We start from the raw sequence: 18,324 nt of genomic DNA on the forward strand, positions 1-18,324 counted from the left end.
CACCCCTCGCACGCTTCTGCCACTGCCTGTGTGGGGGGGAAGATTCTCTGCGGCACGCTTTCCAGCCTGTCACAACACCTGTTGTTTCGACTGTTCATCACCCGCACTCTGACGCCATGAAAACAGCACACTTACGCGGTTTTACCCTGCCGGAGCTGCTGCTGGTAATGGTGATTGCCGGCATTCTAAGCCTTGCCGCGCTACACGGCTGGCAGCGCTGGCAACAGCGGCAGCAACTGCGCGACAGCGCTCAGCAATTACAGGGATTCCTGCTACGACTGCGTGCCCAGGCCAACCGGCAAAATAGCGACCTGGTGTTATGGTCACAGCCTGGCGATCTCTGGTGCATTGGGGCTGGAAGCCGCCCGGTTGCGGGGTGTGTTCACGGGAAACGGCTGCATTTCATCGCGCCGCACGCGGGCGTGGCGCTCTATGATATTCGGGGCGAGCCGGGTTTCTATGGCCGCCGCAATGTCGCTAAGGCGGGCAGTATAGAACTGGGGAACAGCGCCGGACGCATGCGGCTGATTATCTCAGCCAGAGCCCGTATTCGCCTCTGCATGATGGATGAGGAGACGTGCCGTTGAAAATCGCCGGATTCAGCCTGCTGGAGATGCTAATCGCCATGGCAATCAGCGCGGTCGTCATGTTAAGTACCGGGCGTTTTCTGCCGCTGTTGCTGGCGGAGAGTGCCGGCGTACTGCAACAGGCGCAGCTGCGTCAGGAGTTACAACAGATGATGGCCACGCTGGAAAAGGCGGTTCGGCGTGCCGGTTATTGTCACGGTGAGTGCGGCAGTGGTGCGCTGAAAATCAGCGAGAACTGCCTGCTGCTGCGCTGGGATGAGAACAGCAACGGTCAATGGGAACCGGCGAGCCATACGGAGAGTGACTATTACGGCTTTCGCCTGCGCCAGCAGCAGCTTGAGATGCAGCGCGGCGTTGACCAGTGTCAGTCAGCGGGCTGGGAACGGCTCTCCGATCCCGCATTCATGACAGTGGAGCAGTTCCGCATCAGCCAGCAGGGTACACAGGTCAGGATCGTGCTGCAGGGACGGACCGGACGCTGGCTTGAAACGGTGGAGAGCTGGATAGAGGGCGTGAACCTGTGAAGCAGCGAGGCAGCAGTGCGCTGGGCATGGTGCTGATGATTATGGTGATCGGCAGCTTTACGCTGCATGCCAGCCGAAAGATGTCTGAGCAGGGAATGCGACTGCTGGCGGATGAGCAGCAGTTTATTCAGGATTTCTGGCGGGCGCAGTCGGCGCTGCAATGGGGTCTTTCTCTGAGCTGGCCAGCGACGGAGTCAGCCCTGTGTCAGCAGGATGATCGTCAGGGCTGGCGCAGCTGTTTACAGCGAGGTGAAAGGGATGAAGGTCTGCTTAAAGGTGAGGCCAGCGGCAGTGGCATGGCGGTGTGGCATTGGGTGCATTTACGGGGCAATCAGATTAGTGCGCTGCCGCACGGCTGGATTGATTACTGTCCGCTCACGTCCCCGGCAACCTGCCAGTAAATGCGGCGGATTCAGTCTGCCGGAAGTGTTGTTTGCTCTGCTGTTAATGGCATTAAGCAGCAGCACGCTGTTGCACTATCATCGCGCACTGGCGCTGGGATTCAGTCAGCAGTGGTATCAGCGCGAGGCATGGCGGGTGGCTGAGCAGCGCCTGGCAGGGCATGAGGTTGCGGGCTGGACATCGACGCTGCAACAGCAGAGCGGTCCTTCAGGCTGCACCCTGGAGCGGGCTGACGTGACGGGGCCTTATCAGCGCCGCGCTACTCTGACGCGGCTACGATGTTAAAGGTCGCGGGTCGCCCTTTTGATGGGTTTCAACCGCGATACGCGGTAAAGTGACAGAGCCGCAATACCGCAGTCACGTTCTGAGTTATCACAGGAGTTTTCATGTTTCACGTTTATCACTCAAATCAGCTTGATGTGCTGAAGATTCTGGCGGCGGCGGTGATTAAACATGATCCTCTTGATGATCCTTTCGCCTCAGAAATGGTGCTGGTGCAGAGCCCCGGAATGGCGCAATGGCTGCAGATGGAGCTGGCGCAAACCTTTGGCATTGCGGCCAATATCGAATTCCCGCTGCCTGCCAGTTTTATCTGGGAGATGTTCGTCCGCGTACTGCCCGATATCCCGGTAGAAAGTGCTTTCAGCAAGGCCAGCATGGGCTGGAAGCTGATGCACCGGCTGCCGGTGATGCTCGAACAGGAAGAGTTTGTCTCTTTACGCCACTATCTCCATGACGACGGCGACAAGCGAAAACTGTATCAGCTCAGTTCACGCGTGGCCGATCTGTTCGACCAGTATCTGGTTTATCGTGCCGACTGGCTCAACAGCTGGGAGCGTGGCGAAACCATTGACGGACTGGGCGAAGCGCAGCGCTGGCAGGCCGCACTGTGGCGCGATCTGGTAAGTTACACCCAGGCGCTGCGCCAGCCCGAATGGCACCGTGCCAACCTCTATTCGCGATTTATCCAGACGCTGGAGCAGGCGAAAACTACGCCGGAAAATCTGCCGAAACGGGTCTTCATCTGTGGTATTTCTGCGCTACCGCCGGTCTATCTGCAGGCGTTGCAGGCGCTGGGACGACACATCGACATCCATCTGCTGTTCACCAATCCCTGCCGCGACTACTGGGGCGACATTCAGGACTATGCGTTTCTGGCGAAACTGCAGAGCCGTCAGCGCCGACGTCATGGTGCCGATGAATCACGCGGACTTTTCCGGGATGCAGAGCAGGCTCCGGCGCTGTTTAACGACGCTGGTGAACAGCAGCTCACTAACCCGCTGCTTGCCTCATGGGGCAAGCTGGGGCGCGATAACCTGTTTCTGCTCAGTCAGATGGAGTCAAACGACGATATTGATGCGTTTGTGGATGTGGAGCCAGATAACCTGCTGCACTGCATGCAGCACGATCTTCTCAACCTGCAGGATAACGCCGTCATCGGGCTGAATGCGGCGGAACTGGCGCACAGCGATCAGAAGCGCTGTCTGGATCCGGAGGACCGCTCCATTGCGGTTCAGGTCTGCCACAGCGCCCAGCGTGAAGTCGAAGTATTGCAGGATCATCTGCTGGCGATGATGGAGGCCGATCCGACGCTGAAAGCGCGTGACATTATCGTCATGGTGGCCGATATCGACGCCTACGCGCCGTTTATTCAGGCAGTGTTCGCCAACGCACCCGCCGATCGCTACCTGCCGTTTGCGATTTCAGACCGGCGGGCCAGTCAGGCGCATCCGGCCATTGTGGCATTTCTGAATCTGCTGGCATTGCCGGACAGCCGTTTTGTCTCAGAGGATGTTCTGGCGCTGCTGGATGTTCCGGCGCTGGCTGCTCACTTCTCTATTGATGAAAGTGGCCTGCGATTACTCCGGCGCTGGGTCAGCGAATCGGGTGTGCGCTGGGGGCTGGATGATGCCAGCGTAGAAGCGCTGTCACTTCCGATTACCGGCCAGCACACCTGGCGCTTTGGCCTGCAGCGTATGCTGCTGGGCTATGCAATGGAGAGCCACAACGGTGACTGGGAAGGGATTCTGCCTTATGACGAGTCGAGTGGTCTGGTGGGGGAACTGGCGGGACATCTGGCTGAGCTGCTCTCCCGGCTTAATCACTGGCGACAGCTGCTGGCCGAACCCCGTCCGCTGGTCGCCTGGCTGCCACTGTGCCGGGAATTGCTGAACGCCTTTTTCAGCCCCGATGCAGAAACCGAGGCTGCCCTGCTGCTGGTGGAAGAGCAGTGGCAGCAATTGATCGAATATGGGATGGATGCGCGCTTTGAAGAGGCGATTCCGGTGGCGCTGCTGCGCGATGATCTGCGTAGCCGCCTTGATCAGCAGCGCATCAGCCAGCGTTTTCTGGCCGGACAGATTAACTTCTGCACCCTGATGCCGATGCGCTCCATTCCTTTTCAGCTGGTCTGTCTGCTTGGCATGAACGACGGCGTCTATCCCCGGACCCTGGCACCGTTGGGCTTTGACCTGATGCAGCAGCAGTCCCGCAAAGGTGACCGCAGCCGCCGTGATGATGATCGCTATCTCTTCCTGGAGGCGATGATTTCGGCACAGCAGCAGCTCTACATCAGTTATATCGGCCGGGCGATTCAGGATAATACGGAACGCTACCCGTCGGTGCTGGTCACAGAACTGCTGGATTACATTGGACAGAGTTTTTATCTGGAGGGCGACGGTCATCTTGAGCTGGATGAAAGTGCCGAACGGGTGCGGATGCACCTGCAGCACCTGCACAGCCGGATGCCCTTTGCTGCAGAGAACTTCCAGCCGGCTGCCAGATTGCAGAGTTTTGCCCGTGAGTGGCTGCCTGCGGCGCAGGGAGCAGGGCAGCCGCAACCCGATTTTGTTCAGCCGCTGGAAGCGCCGTTAATTGATGCGCTGACGCTGGAAGCGTTTCTGCGTTTCTGGCGGCATCCGGTCCGCGCCTGGTTCCACCAGCGGCTCGGCGTGAGTTTCTGGCTGGAGGAGAACGAACTGCCCGACAGCGAGCCGTTTGCGCTCGACAACCTGGAGCGTTACCAGATCAACGCGCAGCTGCTGAATGCCCTGGTCGAAGGCGAGGACACCCAGCGGCTTTATGCGCACCATCGCGCGGCCGGTAATCTGCCTTACGGCGCGTTCGGTGAGCTGTTCTGGCAGGCGCAGCGTGATGAGATGCAGGAAGTGGCTGCTGAAGTGGTCACTCAGCGCAGTGATGGCGAGAGCTGGGAAGTAAACCTGCAGCTGGAGCAGGTCAGCTTAACCGGCTGGCTGACGCAGGTGCAGAGTGACGGATTACTGCGCTGGCGGCCGGGCGTGCTCAATATGAACGACGGACTGTTACTCTGGCTGGAGCATCTGGTCTACTGCGCGCTGGGCGGCACCGGCAGCAGCCGGATGTTTGGCCGGCAGCAGAGCCGCTGGTGTTTCCTCGCCGTACCGCAGGCTGAGGCGATCGCTGCGCTGAATGAATATGTCGCAGGCTATCTCGCCGGTATGCGCCAGCCGCTGATGCTGCTTAACAAGAGTGGCGGCGCGTGGCTGACCGCCAGCTATGACAAAAAAAGCCAGCAGTTGCTGACCGATGAAGCGACGCAGCTCAAAGCGCGTAATCGACTGCTGACCGCCTGGCAGGGTAACTATCAGGTCGAGGGCGAGGGCGGCGATCCCTATCTGCAGCGTCTTTGCCGTGTGCTGGATGAGCCACAACTGCAGCAGATAACTGAGGCGGCACAGCGCTGGTATTTACCGGTGCTGGCTGCACATCAGGATGATGAATAGCAGGTCAGAAGGCATTTTTGCTAGCTGGCTTATTACACAGAAATTTTGCTCTGCTTTGAGCCGCCGTGTCAGAGATTGGCGGTTTATCGGGAAACGAGAGGGGTTTACATGCGGGTACATGCACGCTGGATAGCGGCGCTATTGTTAAGCCTGGTGGCTTGCACAGCACAGGCGCAGACATCATCAGGCTGGCAGCCAGTTAACGACACTATTCGCAAAAGTGAACAGGATCCGCGCCACTATCAGGCGATCCGGCTCGACAACGGGATGACGGTGTTACTGGTTTCCGATCCTGTGGCACCGAAATCGCTGGCGGCGCTGACGCTACCGATAGGATCGCTGGACGATCCCGATCAGCAGGCGGGACTGGCACACTACCTCGAGCATATGGTGCTGATGGGCTCAAAGCGCTACCCGCAGCCGGACAACCTGGCCGAATTTCTGAAAAAGCATGGCGGCAGCCATAACGCCAGCACCGCTTCTTACCGCACCGCTTTTTACCTGGAAGTGGAAAACGATTCGCTGGAACCGGCGGTTGATCGCCTGGCGGATGCGGTGGCGGAGCCGCTGCTGGATCCGGTTAACGCCGATCGAGAACGCCACGCCGTGAACGCCGAGCTGACCATGGCGCGCTCGCGCGATGGCCTGCGCATGGCCCAGGTGGGTGCTGAAACCCTGAACCCGGCGCATCCGGCGTCACGTTTCTCGGGCGGCAATCTTGAAACACTGAAAGATAAGCCCGGCAGCAAACTGCATCAGGCGCTGCTGGATTTTTATCACAAGCATTACTCCGCCAACCTGATGAAGGCGGTGATCTACAGCAACAAACCGCTGCCAGAGATGGCATCGATTGCGGCTAAAACCTTTGGCCGGGTGCAAAATCATGACGCCAGCGTGCCGGAGATTACGGTGCCGGTGGTGACGGATGCACAGCAGGGCGTCATCATTCATTACGTTCCGGCCCAGCCGCGTAAGCAGCTCAAAATTGAATTTCGCATTGCCAATAACAGCGACAGCTTCCGCAGTAAGACCGACACGCTGATTAGCTATTTAATCAGCAACCGCAGCAAAAACACGCTGACTGACTGGCTGCAAAAGCAGGGGCTGGCCGACGGGGTCAATGCGGGCGCTGACCCGATGACCGAGCGTAACAGTGGCGTATTTGCGATTACCGCGTCACTCACTGATAAAGGCCTGGCACAGCGTGACGAAGTGGTAGCGGCCATATTCAGCTACATCAATCTGCTGCGTCAGCAGGCCGATGATAAGCGCTATTTCGATGAAGTTTCACACGTGCTGGCGCTCGACTTCCGCTATCCCTCTATCACCCGCGATATGGATTACATCGAATGGCTGGTTGATACCATGCTGCGCGTGCCGGTTGAACACACGCTGGATGCGCCCTATCTGGCGGATCAGTACGATGCCGCCGCGATCAAGGCCCGGCTGGACGAGATGACCCCGCAGCATGCGCGCATCTGGTATATCAGCCCGCAGGAGCCGCATAACAAAACCGCCTATTTTGTGGATGCGCCTTATCAGGTTGAGAAGATCACGCCACAAACCTTTGCCGACTGGCAGCAACGCGCCAGCCAGATCACGCTGGCGATGCCCGTGCTGAACCCCTATATCCCGGACGACTTCACCCTGTTGCCGTCGGACGGAAAAACGTATCAGCACCCGGTGAAGCTGGATAACCATGATGGTATGCGCATTTACTGGATGCCCAGTCGTTATTACGCCAGCGAGCCTAAAGCGGCGATAACCCTGGCGTTACGCAATAAAAATGCCATCAGCGACGCCCGTCAGCAGGTGCTGTTTGGCCTGAATGACTACCTCTCCAGCCTGGCACTGGACGAGCTTAACTCGCAGGCCTCGGTGGGCGGCATCAGCTTTTCAACCGGTGAAGATCAGGGGCTGGTGTTCAGCGCCAACGGTTTCACGCAACGTCTGCCGACGCTATTGAAGAAACTGGTAGAGGGTTATGCCACCTTCCAGCCGACAGAACAGCAGCTGGAGCAGGCCAAATCCTGGTATCTGGAGCGGCTGGACGCGGCGGAAAAAGGCAAAGCGTTTGAGCAGGCGATTCAGCCGATGCAACTGCTGTCGCAGCTGCCTTATACCCAGCGCGAGACCCGCCGCAAGCTGGTCAGCACAATCTCACTTAAGGATGTGACGACCTATCGCGATACGCTGTTCCGCGATGCGACGCCAGAGGTGCTGGTGGTGGGTAATCTCAGTGCTGACAGCGTGACGCAGCTGGGGCATGAGCTTAAACAGCAGATGCAGAGTAATGCGACCCGCGACTGGCACAGCCAGTATGTGACGATTAAAAAACCGCTGAAAGCCAACCTGCAACAGCAGGGTAGCAGCACCGACTCCGCTCTTGCCGCTCTTTATGTTCCACTGGGATATGGTGAATATCAGAGCATGGCGCACAGCTCGATGCTGAGCCAGATCGTTCAGCCGTGGTTCTACAATCAGTTGCGTACTAAAGAGCAGCTCGGCTATGCGGTGTTTGCCTTCCAGATGCCGGTGGGCCGACAGTGGGGTGTCGGCTTCCTGCTGCAAAGTAACAGCAAACAACCGGACTGGCTGTTGCAGCGTTATAAGGCCTTCTATCCACAGGCAGAAAAACGATTACGCAGCATGAGTAAGGCAGATTTTGCCCAGTACCAGCAGGCGATGATCAACGATTTGCAGCAGCGTCCTCAGACGCTTTTTGAGGAAGCGGATCGTTTTAGCCGCGACTTTGATCGGCAGAATGATCACTTTAATACCCGGCAAAAAGTGATCGAGCAGGTTCAGCAGTTAACCCCGGCCAGCCTGGCAGACTTTTTCCGGCAGGCTGTGATTGAACACAAGGGCATGGTAATGACCTCGCAGATTGCCGGCACCGGCACCGGCAAAACTGAATTTGCCCGCCAGCCCGGCTGGAAAACCTGGAATGAAGTGGCGCAACTGCAGCAGTCGCTGCCGGTAAAGAGTGAGACCCAATGACGCAATTACCGCCCGTCTCGCTGAATCCTTTAACGCTGCCGCTCAGAGGCGAGCGGCTGATTGAGGCGTCAGCGGGCACCGGAAAAACCTTTACCATTGGTCTGCTCTATCTGCGCCTGCTGCTGGGGCTGGGCGGAGAAAACGCCTACAGCCGCCCGCTTTCGGTAGAAGAAATTTTAGTGGTGACCTTCACCGAGGCCGCCACTGCGGAGCTGCGCGGGCGCATCCGCGAGAATATTCATCAGCTGCGTCTGGCCTGTATCCGCGGCAAAAGCAGCAACCCGATGCACCAGTTACTGCTGGAGCAGATGCCCGATTTGAGTCAGGCCGCCGCGCAACTGCTGGCTGCTGAACGGCAGATGGATGAAGCCGCTATCTTCACTATTCACGGTTTCTGTCAGCGGATGCTCAATCTCAACGCCTTTGAATCGGGCATGCTGTTTGAGCAGGAGTTAATTGAAGATGAGCAGGCGCTGCTGAAACAGTCGACTGCCGACTTCTGGCGTCGTCAGTGCTATCCACTGAGTCTGGATGTCGCGCGGATCATTGCCGCAGAATGGAGCGGGCCCGACAGCCTGCTGACCACGCTGCGCCCCTGGCTTCAGGGAGAATCACCCAGCCTGAAACGTCCGCCCGCAGCCGATGAGACGCTGGCATCACGTCACGCCCGTAACCTGGCGCGCATTGAGGCCATCAAGCAGCAGTGGCAGGCGCTTAGCGCCGATGTTGAAGGCATGATCAGTGCTTCTGGCGTGGATAAGCGCAGCTACAGCAGTAAACATCTACCCAACTGGGTCGCAAAAGTCACGCAGTGGGCCAGCAGTGAGACGCTGGATTATCAGCTGCCGAAAGAGCTGGAACGCTTTGGTCAGCAGGTGCTGGATGAGAAAACCAAAAAAGGTGATGCTCCGCGACACTCGCTGTTTGAGGCGATCGATCAGTTTCTGGCAGAACCCTTGTCGCTGCGCGATGTGATTATCGCGCAGGCGCTGACCGATGTGCGTGCCACGGTACAGCGTGAAAAGCGGTTACGCGCGCTGTTAGGTTTTGACGATCTGCTCAGTAAACTGGATGAGGCGTTGCAGCAGCCCGGCGGCGTGTTGCTGGCAGAAACCATCCGGGCGCGTTTCCCGGTGGCCCTGATTGATGAATTCCAGGATACCGATCCACAGCAGTATCGCATCTTCCGCACGCTCTATATTAATCAGCCGGAGCAGGCGCTGTTTCTGATTGGCGATCCCAAGCAGGCAATCTACGCGTTTCGCGGCGCGGATATTTTTACCTATCTGCGGGCCAGAAGCGAAGTCAGTGCTCACTACACACTGGATACTAACTGGCGTTCTTCACCTGAGATGGTAGAGAGCGTCAACCGCCTTTTTTCTCAGCTCGATTCACCTTTCCTGTTTTCGGCGATTCCCTTTCTGCCGGTGAAACCTGCTGCGCCCAACGAGTCACTGAAGCTGATTTTTGATGAGCAGCAGCAACCGGCATTACGTTTCTGGCTGCAGCCTGGCGAGGGGGTCGGCAACAGTGACTACCAGCAGTTTATGGCGCAGCAGTGTGCCGCCGATATCAGCCGCTGGCTGGTGGCAGGACAGCAGGGACGAGCCTGGCTGGGTAAAGGTGAGGCGCTGCAGCCAGTGCGGGCTTCCGATATCACTGTGCTGGTGCGCAGTCGCAATGAGGCCGGCTTAATTCGCGACGCGCTGAATGCACTGTCGATTCCGTCGGTCTATCTCTCCAGCCGGGACAGCGTCTATACCACGCCGGAAGCGCGCGAATTACTCTGGTTGCTGCAGGCGATACAGGCACCGGAACAGGAACGGCTGCTGCGTAGCGCGCTGGCGACCTCTATTTTTGCCATCGATGCGGCGACGCTGGACGCGCTGACACAGAATGAGCGCGAGTGGGATGCGCTGGTGGAGCAGTTTGCCGTCTGGCAGCAGCTGTGGCATCAGCGCGGCGTGTTACCGATGCTGCGTGATGTGATGATCAAGCGGCAACTGGCGGAGAATATGCTGGCCTCGGAGAACGGTGAACGTCGCCTGACTGACCTGATGCATCTGGGTGAACTGCTGCAGGAGGCCTCGGTGCAGCTGGAGAGTCCGCACGCGCTGGTACGCTTCCTGGCGCAGCAGATTGCCCGGCCAAACAGCCAGGCCTCCAGCCAGCAGCTGCGTCTGGAAAGCGACCGCCATCTGGTGCAGATCATCACCATCCATAAATCAAAAGGGCTGCAGTATCCGCTGGTCTGGCTGCCGTTTGCTGCCGGGTTCCGCGAGGCGGCCAGCGCGCTCTATCACGATCGCGACAACTTCACGGCGCTGCTCGATGTGCAGGGTGATGCGCAGAGCCTGGCGCTGGCCGAAGAGGAGCGTCTGGCAGAGGATCTGCGTCTGCTCTACGTGGCGCTGACCCGTTCCGTTTATCACTGCAGCGTTGGCATTGCACCGCTGATCAAAGGCACCCGTAAAAAAGAGGGCGAAAGCGATCTCCACAAGAGCGCACTGGGCTACCTGGTGCAGCAGGGGCAGGCGGCCGATGCGCAGCAGCTCAGCCAGCGACTCAATGCATTAACCGGTGAAGGGATTGCACTGGTTGAAGAAGATCTGCTGCCGGGCGAAATGTGGCGGGACGCTGAGCAGGGTGATGAGGCGCTAAGCAGCCGCGACGTGACCCGCGCCCTGGCGGATGTCTGGCGGGTAACCAGTTACTCCGGTCTTCAACAGCATCACAGTTCGCCACTGCTGGATGCTCTCCCTAACTTCGATATCGACGCAGCGGGCGAAGAAGAAAATGGTGGAGAAGCGGCACTGACGCCGCATCACTTTCCTCGCGGAGCGGCACCCGGCACCTTCCTGCACGGTCTGTTTGAGTCGATCGACTTTACCGAACCGCCGGATCGCATCTGGCTGGAAGATCAGCTGCAGCACAATGGTTACCCGCTGAGCTGGTTACCGGTCATTGAACAGTGGATTGATCGGGTGTTACATACCCCGCTCAACGTCGAGGGGCTGACGCTGTCGGCAATCAAAAGCAGCGAACGGCTCATCGAGACGGAGTTTTATCTGCCGATCAACAATCTGCTGACGGCGGCGGATCTTGACGATCTGCTGCGTCGTCACGATACACTCTCTCAGCAGGCCGCTCCGCTGGATTTCCGCCAGGTGCGCGGCATGCTGAAGGGCTTTATCGATCTGGTCTTCCGCTGGCAGGGGAAATATTATCTGCTGGATTACAAATCGAACTGGCTGGGGGAAAGTCACGCCGCTTATACGCCCGAGGCGATGGCGCAGGCGATGATTGGCCACCGCTACGATCTGCAGTATCAGCTCTATACGCTGGCGCTGCATCGCTATCTGCAGCATCGCCTGCCGGACTATGAGTATCAGCACCATTTTGGTGGGGTGTTTTATCTGTTTTTACGTGGGATGGATGGCAGCTCGCCGGACAACGGCATTTTTGCCACCCGACCTTCCGAAGCTTTTGTGGAAGAGATTGATGCGCTGTTTGGTGAAAGCGGGGAGATGCTATGAGTGACATGCTGAGCCTGCTGCTGCAGGCGGTTGAGAAGCGTCTCCTGCGGCCGCTGGATATTCAGTTTGCCCGTCTGATGGCGACAGAATCACAACCTGCGCTGCTGCTGGCGGCCGCCTGCGTCAGCGCGGAGGCCGGTGAAGGTCACGTCTGTCTGCCGCTGAGCAACCTCTGTGAAGACAGTCTGTTTGCCGGGCGTCAGCCTGCCCTGGCCCTGGCCATCTGGCAGGCAGCGGGTAAGCCGGATGACTGGCCATCACGCATGGCAGACTGGTCGGCGGTCAGTGATGGCAGTCGGGTGACGCCGCTGGTGCTGAGCAACCAGCGTTTGTATCTGCATCGGCTGTGGCACAGTGAAGGTCGGGTCGCCGACTTTTTTGCTGCGCAAGACGTGAAAACCGCGTTTGATATGCGTGCCGCAGGTGACGTGCTGAACAGTCTGTTTGGTGACCAGCCGGAGAACTGGCAGAAAATTGCTGCGGCCGTGGCGCTGACCCGCAAGACGGCGGTCATTTCCGGCGGGCCGGGCACCGGTAAAACCACCACCGTGGCGAAACTCCTCGCTGCCCTGATTCGCCTGAATCCCGGCGCGCTGCGGATTCAGCTGGCAGCACCGACGGGCAAAGCCGCTGCGCGACTGACCGAGTCGCTGGGCCGGGCGCTGCAGGATCTGGCGGTCAGCGACGAAGAGCGGCGGCGTTTTCCCGCCGAAGCCACCACGCTGCATCGTCTGCTGGGCGCACAGCCCGATACCCAGCGGTTACGCTACCATGCCGGTAACCCACTGCATCTTGATGTGCTGGTAGTGGATGAAGCGTCGATGGTCGATCTCTCGATGATGGCAAAACTGATCGCCGCGCTGCCTGCCCATGCCCGCGTGGTGTTTCTGGGCGACCGCGATCAGCTCGCCTCCGTTGAAGCCGGTGCGGTGCTGGGCGATATCTGCCGCTGCACGGAAAGCGGCTACAGCCTGGCGCGGGCCGAACAGCTCGCCCTGCTGACCGGCTGTACGCTGCAGGGCAGTGATGATGGACAGGCACCGGTCGTGCGCGACAGCATCTGCCTGCTGCAAAAAAGTTATCGTTTTGACGCTTCATCCGGCATCGGCCAACTGGCAAAAGCGATCAACCTTGGTGATGCAGAGCAGGTCAGGGCGGTATTTGCTGCGGCCCATGACGATGTCAGTTACCAGACGCTGAACAGCGCGGAAGCGTATCAGGTGATGCTGGATGAGGTCGCACAGGGCTATCAGCCCTTCCTGCAGCTTATCCGACAGCAGGCGGATCCTGCTGAGGTGATTGCCGCCTTTGGCCGTTATCAGCTGCTGTGTGCGTTACGTGACGGGCCATTTGGCGTGCAGGGCCTGAACCAGCGTATTGAGCAGCGACTGATGCAACTGCAGCGCATCCGGCGTCCTGGTATCGGCAGTCGCTGGTATGCCGGGCGTCCGGTGATGATCACCCGAAATGACAGTGCGCTCGGCCTGTTTAACGGTGATATCGGCATTACGCTGCGGGATGAAGAGGGTAACCTGAAGGTCTTTTTCCCGCTGCCGGATGGGTCAATCAAGGCGATCCAGCCGAGCCGGTTACCTTCACATGAAACGGCCTGGGTGATGACGGTGCATAAATCGCAGGGGTCGGAGTTCGACCACACTGCGCTGGTGATGCCGACGCAGTTTCTGCCGGTGCTGACCCGAGAACTGGTCTATACCGCGATTACCCGCGCACGTAAGCAACTGACCATTTACAGCGAACCGGGCGTATTTCAGCGCGCCGTGCAGCTGCAGACGCAGCGACGCAGCGGTCTGGTGGAACGACTGGGTGAAACCGGCTGAGAAGAAGGGGGACAGTCCACGCCAGGTGGCCTGTCCCTTCATGATTGAATCAGGTGAGGTCGGCCATCAGCACCTTGGAACGGCGCTGATAGTTGTACATCTCTTTTTTACTCTCGGGCAGTGACTCGATATCAACCGGCGTAAAGCCGCGCTCCTGGAACCAGTGGATGCTGCGCGTGGTTAACACAAACAGCTTTTGCAGTCCCATCTGCTTCGCCTGTAATGCCACGCGCTGCAGCAGCATTTCTCCGCGTGAGGAGCTGCGATAGTCAGGATGAACCGCCACACAGGCCATCTCGCCAATCTTCTCATCCATAAACGGATAGAGGGCGGCACAGGCGATGGTCAGATTGTCACGCTGAATAATCGTGAATTTATCGATCTCCATCTCCAGCTGCTCGCGTGAGCGACGCACCAGAATACCCTGCTGCTCCAGCGGACGGATCAGTTCGAGGATACCGCCGATGTCGTTGATATTGGCACGACGAATCTGCTCGGCCGACTCCATCACAATCTGCGTACCGATACCGTCGCGTGAGAAGAGCTCCTGCAACAGTGCGCCATCTTCCTGGTAGCTGATGAGATGGCTGCGGCGCACGCCACTGCGGCAGGCTTTCACCGCACCGCGCAGGAAGCGGACCGTGCCAGAAAGATAATCACCTTCTTTTTCAATCTCGTCGATGCGGGCCTGAGCATCGTTCGGGAACAGCTCGGAAATGATTTCACCGTCGCTGTTCAGCACACCCTGCTCGGAGCAGAAGCCGATCATTTTTCGGCTTTGAGCTTAATCGCCAGTTGGGTAGCCACTTCTTCTGAAGTCAGATTAAAGCTCTCGCCGGTCACAGAGACCGCCACCGGTCCCATCAGCACGATGGCATCGTTATCCAGCTGGCGATGAATCGCCTCTTCATCGATACGACGGATACGCCCGCTGTGGCAGTAATCCACGCCATCATCCACGCCCAGCGGCTGCGAAATAATGAAGTTGCCGCTGACCACATTGATATGCGCGCCCTGCAGTGGGGTATTGTTAAGACTCATTGAGAGGCGGGCAGTGATATCTAACTGCAACCGACCGGCAGCCTGCTTCACTAACTCCAGCGATTGCGCGTCGGTCACCCGGGTAAATTTATGATAAACCGGTTCCAGCTGCTGCTGAGCCAGGCTGGCGTCTATCTGCGGCCGTGCGCCATAAACCACCACCAGGCGGATGCCCAGGCTGTGCAGCAGGCCGATGTCGTTAACGATGCCAGAGAAGTTCTCATGCTCAATCGCTTCGCCACCCAGCATGATGACAAAGGTTTTACCCCGGTGGGCATTGATATAGGGAACGGTATGGCGAAAACCCTGAACCAGTTCGGTACTACGTTCCTTCACGGCCAACCCTCAGTGAATGTTTATTCGTATTTTCTGTATTTTTATGCTTTTACGCCCGATTTTGCAAGTCTTAATCCTGACGAAAATTTACGTTTTTATGGGTGTCAAAGCCGCTAACAGCCTGCATTATTTAGGGTTTCCGGGGTGACATCATCTCGCGGATTGGATAAAGTTTTCGCCGCCATTTGATTAACTGGCGCTTTTTTAGACATAACACAGCAGCTGGAGCGGCATGTCAGACGGTAATTCCCATTTTTCACGCAGACGTTTTTTACAGGGGACAGGCACCTTACTGCTGTTGAGCGTCAGCCGCACAGGCCTGGCGGCAAAAAACCACATTGTGGCGGTGCGTATCTGGCCCTCATCCACCTATTCGCGCATGACGCTGGAGTCCAGTGTCGCGCTGAAATACAAGCAGTTTGCGCTGAGCAATCCCGAACGTCTCGTCATAGATATTCAGGGCCTGCATCTTAATTCGGCCCTGAAAGGGGTGGATAAGCAGGTACGGGTCGACGATCCCTTTATCAAAAATGCCCGGGTCGGCCAGTTCGACAGCAACACGGTGCGCGTTGTTCTGGAGCTGAAGCGCAACGTCGCACCGAAGATCTTTAATCTGGCACCGGTCGCCGGGATCAATCACCGGCTGGTGGTCGATCTCTATCCGACCCAGAACCATGTGGAAGACGATCCGCTGCTGGCTCTGCTGAAAGATTATAATCAGGGCGATCTGGACAAGGATGAAGGGGTGCAGGCGCCGTTACCCGGCAAAGCGGGACGCGATCGTCCGATTATCATTATGATCGATCCCGGTCACGGTGGAGAAGATCCTGGCGCGCACGGCAAATATAAGACCCGCGAGAAAGATATTGTGCTGAAGATCGGACGGCGGCTCAAAGCGCTGATCGATAAAGAGCCCCATATGAAAGCCTATATGACGCGCAATGAAGATGTCTTTATTCCGCTGCGCGTCCGGGTCGCAAAAGCCCGTAAACAGCGTGCCGATCTCTTTGTGTCTATTCATGCGGATGCGTTTACCAGTCGGGCAGCACGCGGCTCTTCGGTATTTGCCTTATCCACCAGCGGTGCCACTTCAGCCGCCGCCCGTTTCCTGGCGCAGACCCAGAATGAATCAGACCTGATTGGCGGCGTCAGCAAAAGCGGCGACCGCTATCTTGATCACACCATGTTCGACATGGTGCAGCGGCAGACGATTCATGACAGCCTGAAGTTTGGTAAAGAGGTGCTGCATCGTATGGGGCGCATCAACCATCTGCACAAACGCACCGTGGATCAGGCTGGCTTTGCGGTGCTGAAAGCCCCGGATATCCCGTCAATCCTGGTAGAAACCGCGTTCATCAGTAATGTGGAAGAGGAGCGGAAGCTGCGAACCACCCGCTATCAGCATCAGGTGGCAGAGGCGATTCTGAACGGTATCAAAGCGTATGTAGAGAGTGGGGCGGCACTGGCCCATCGGTAAAGGAGTGCGGGTAGTCACGGCTATCCGCGCATTTATCTGCGAGAGGGAGGTTTAAGAGGAATTCGCGAACGTCAGAAACAAAAAAACACCCTTTCAGGTGTTTAAATGATTGGTTGCGGGGGCCGGATTTGAACCGACGACCTTCGGGTTATGAGCCCGACGAGCTACCAGGCTGCTCCACCCCGCGTCCGTATCATACTTATTTCACATTGTGACTTCTGTAAAACAACTGCAGAAGTATTGGTTGCGGGGGCCGGATTTGAACCGACGACCTTCGGGTTATGAGCCCGACGAGCTACCAGGCTGCTCCACCCCGCGTCCGTATTGCTTCTATTACTTTTACTTCTCACACTGTGACTTCTGTAAAACCGCTGCAGAAGTATTGGTTGCGGGGGCCGGATTTGAACCGACGACCTTCGGGTTATGAGCCCGACGAGCTACCAGGCTGCTCCACCCCGCGTCCGTGGAAGCGCACTATACTCTCCGCGCTAATTCATGCAACCCCTTTTTAAAGATAAAAGCCAAATTAACAGCCAGTTGCTGAAGGATTCAGCCATCTGATTAATTATTGAACTGATATGCGCTGCGTCAAAGCGGATGCATTTCATTCTGTCGGGGGCTTTGCTATCGTCGCGGGGCGAACAGTTATAAAAAGAGAAGAGAATGAAATCACATTGGGTGAAGTATGCACTCACTGGCGCGTTAATCACGCTGCTGGCGGCCTGTAGCTCTAAACCGACCGATCGCGGTCAGCAATATAAAGATGGCAAACTGGAACAGCCGCTGGCGCTGGTGAATCAGCCCAATGCTAAAGGCGCGCCGGTTAATGGCAAAGACTTTGGCGATCAGGTGCGCCAGATTCAGTCCGCCTCATCCGCTCTTTATAGTCGTCAGAACGGCACTTACAGCGCCATTGAAAGCTGGCTGATGGCGGGTGCTGATACCCGGCAGCTTCGCCAGTATGGCCTGAATGCCTGGCAGATGGAGGGCACGGATAACTACGGTAATGTGCAGTTCACCGGTTACTACACGCCGGTCGTGGAAGCGCGCTACACCCGTCAGGGCGAATTCCAGTATCCAATCTACCGTATGCCGCCGCGCAAACGCGGAGAGAAATTACCGAGCCGCGCCTCTATCTATAGTGGCGGACTTGATGACCGCTACGTCATTGCCTACAGCAACTCGCTGATTGATAACTTCATGATGGATGTGCAGGGCAGTGGTTACGTCGACTTTGGCGATGGCCGCCCGATGACCTTCTTTGGTTACGCCGGTAAAAATGGCTGGGGCTACCACAGTATTGGTAAAGAGCTGATCGACCGTGGTGAAGTGAAGCGCGAAGATATGTCGATGCAGGCGATTCGCCAGTGGGCGCAGGAGCACTCACCGCAGGAAGTGCGTGCGCTGCTGGAAACCAACCCGTCATTCGTCTTCTTTAAGGCTGAGCCGTTTACGCCGGTGCGCGGTGCCAGCGCCGTTCCGCTGGTAGCGAAAGCCTCGGTGGCTTCTGACCGCTCAATTATTCCGGCGGGCACGGTGCTGCTGGCAGAAGTGCCGCAGTTGAATGAGAAGGGCAAATTCAACGGCAAATATGAGATGCGCCTGATGGTGGCGCTCGATGTGGGTGGCGCGATTAAGGGACAACACTTTGATATCTATCAGGGTATCGGCCCGGATGCCGCGCATCTGGCGGGCTTCTATAATCACTACGGACGCGTCTGGGTAATCAAAGCCGCACCGGGTGTCGGACAGCCGCTGTTCTCCAGCCCGCAAAACGGTAATAATGGTTCACTGCTTCTCGGCGCTAACTAATGTCTTC

10 protein-coding genes, 3 tRNA genes and 1 pseudogene are annotated in these 18,324 nt (G+C 57.6%); 10 read left to right on the forward strand and 4 right to left on the reverse strand.

What is annotated here, in order from left to right; translation table 11 throughout:
- The first annotated feature begins 116 nt into the window (after positions 1-116).
- The 8 genes from IV493_RS02955 (at position 117) to recD (ending at position 13,651) form a co-directional block, all read left to right on the forward strand.
- On the forward strand, positions 117-587 hold the full coding sequence (locus IV493_RS02955; RefSeq protein WP_033783991.1) for a prepilin-type N-terminal cleavage/methylation domain-containing protein: 471 nt from the start codon (positions 117-119) through the stop codon (positions 585-587).
- Positions 584-1,111, forward strand: a complete 528-nt coding sequence (locus tag IV493_RS02960) for a prepilin peptidase-dependent protein (protein WP_195857707.1) — start codon at positions 584-586, stop codon at positions 1,109-1,111. Before IV493_RS02955 ends, IV493_RS02960 begins: the two co-directional genes overlap by 4 nt.
- Positions 1,108-1,512, forward strand: coding sequence for a DUF2509 family protein (locus IV493_RS02965; RefSeq protein WP_013358914.1), 405 nt, complete (start codon positions 1,108-1,110; stop codon positions 1,510-1,512). Before IV493_RS02960 ends, IV493_RS02965 begins: the two co-directional genes overlap by 4 nt.
- Positions 1,513-1,558: 46 nt before the next feature.
- The gene (locus IV493_RS02970; RefSeq protein ID WP_195858145.1) at positions 1,559-1,798 is read left to right on the forward strand and encodes a prepilin-type N-terminal cleavage/methylation domain-containing protein; all 240 of its coding nucleotides are present in this window, start codon (positions 1,559-1,561) and stop codon (positions 1,796-1,798) included.
- A gap of 101 nt (positions 1,799-1,899) precedes the next feature.
- Complete coding sequence (gene recC, locus IV493_RS02975) at positions 1,900-5,277, forward strand: exodeoxyribonuclease V subunit gamma (protein ID WP_147790012.1); 3,378 nt, start codon at positions 1,900-1,902, stop codon at positions 5,275-5,277.
- Between the two features lie 108 nt (positions 5,278-5,385).
- Positions 5,386-8,277 carry a pitrilysin gene (ptrA, locus tag IV493_RS02980; protein WP_195857708.1) on the forward strand — a complete coding sequence of 964 codons (2,892 nt, stop codon included), beginning with the start codon at positions 5,386-5,388 and terminating at the stop codon, positions 8,275-8,277.
- Positions 8,274-11,813: an exodeoxyribonuclease V subunit beta gene (gene recB / locus IV493_RS02985; RefSeq protein ID WP_195857709.1), complete on the forward strand. Its 3,540-nt coding sequence runs from the start codon at positions 8,274-8,276 to the stop codon at positions 11,811-11,813. The genes ptrA and recB overlap by 4 nt, the downstream gene beginning before the upstream one ends.
- Positions 11,810-13,651, forward strand: coding sequence for an exodeoxyribonuclease V subunit alpha (gene recD, locus IV493_RS02990; RefSeq protein ID WP_195857710.1), 1,842 nt, complete (start codon positions 11,810-11,812; stop codon positions 13,649-13,651). The genes recB and recD overlap by 4 nt, the downstream gene beginning before the upstream one ends.
- A gap of 49 nt (positions 13,652-13,700) precedes the next feature.
- Here recD and argA read toward each other — a convergent pair.
- A pseudogene (argA, locus tag IV493_RS02995) lies at positions 13,701-15,028 on the reverse strand (amino-acid N-acetyltransferase).
- A gap of 232 nt (positions 15,029-15,260) precedes the next feature.
- Here argA and amiC point away from each other — a divergent pair.
- Positions 15,261-16,505, forward strand: a complete 1,245-nt coding sequence (gene amiC / locus IV493_RS03000) for an N-acetylmuramoyl-L-alanine amidase AmiC (protein WP_195857711.1) — start codon at positions 15,261-15,263, stop codon at positions 16,503-16,505.
- 110 nt (positions 16,506-16,615) lie between these two features.
- Here amiC and IV493_RS03005 read toward each other — a convergent pair.
- The 3 genes from IV493_RS03005 to IV493_RS03015 all read right to left on the reverse strand — a co-directional run bounded on the left by IV493_RS03005 (position 16,616) and on the right by IV493_RS03015 (position 16,965).
- A tRNA-Met gene (locus IV493_RS03005) sits at positions 16,616-16,692 on the reverse strand.
- Positions 16,693-16,746: 54 nt separating this feature from the next.
- Positions 16,747-16,823, reverse strand: a tRNA-Met gene (locus tag IV493_RS03010).
- Between the two features lie 65 nt (positions 16,824-16,888).
- Positions 16,889-16,965 (reverse strand) — tRNA-Met (locus IV493_RS03015).
- Between the two features lie 203 nt (positions 16,966-17,168).
- On the opposite strand from IV493_RS03015, the gene mltA reads away from it, so the two are divergent.
- Positions 17,169-18,317: a murein transglycosylase A gene (mltA, locus tag IV493_RS03020; RefSeq protein WP_195857712.1), complete on the forward strand. Its 1,149-nt coding sequence runs from the start codon at positions 17,169-17,171 to the stop codon at positions 18,315-18,317.
- Positions 18,318-18,324 lie beyond the last annotated feature (7 nt).

The sequence above is a fragment of the Pantoea sp. SM3640 genome (assembly GCF_015654165.1).
GTDB lineage: Bacteria > Pseudomonadota > Gammaproteobacteria > Enterobacterales > Enterobacteriaceae > Pantoea > Pantoea vagans.

Coding starts and splice junctions, on each gene's coding strand:
- IV493_RS02955 (WP_033783991.1), top strand. CDS start 117: ATGAAAACAGCACACTTACGCGGTTTTACCCTGCCGGAGCTGCTGCTG.
- IV493_RS02970 (WP_195858145.1), top strand. CDS start 1,559: ATGGCATTAAGCAGCAGCACGCTGTTGCACTATCATCGCGCACTGGCG.
- recC (WP_147790012.1), top strand. CDS start 1,900: ATGTTTCACGTTTATCACTCAAATCAGCTTGATGTGCTGAAGATTCTG.
- ptrA (WP_195857708.1), top strand. CDS start 5,386: ATGCGGGTACATGCACGCTGGATAGCGGCGCTATTGTTAAGCCTGGTG.
- recB (WP_195857709.1), top strand. CDS start 8,274: ATGACGCAATTACCGCCCGTCTCGCTGAATCCTTTAACGCTGCCGCTC.
- recD (WP_195857710.1), top strand. CDS start 11,810: ATGAGTGACATGCTGAGCCTGCTGCTGCAGGCGGTTGAGAAGCGTCTC.
- amiC (WP_195857711.1), top strand. CDS start 15,261: ATGTCAGACGGTAATTCCCATTTTTCACGCAGACGTTTTTTACAGGGG.
- mltA (WP_195857712.1), top strand. CDS start 17,169: ATGAAATCACATTGGGTGAAGTATGCACTCACTGGCGCGTTAATCACG.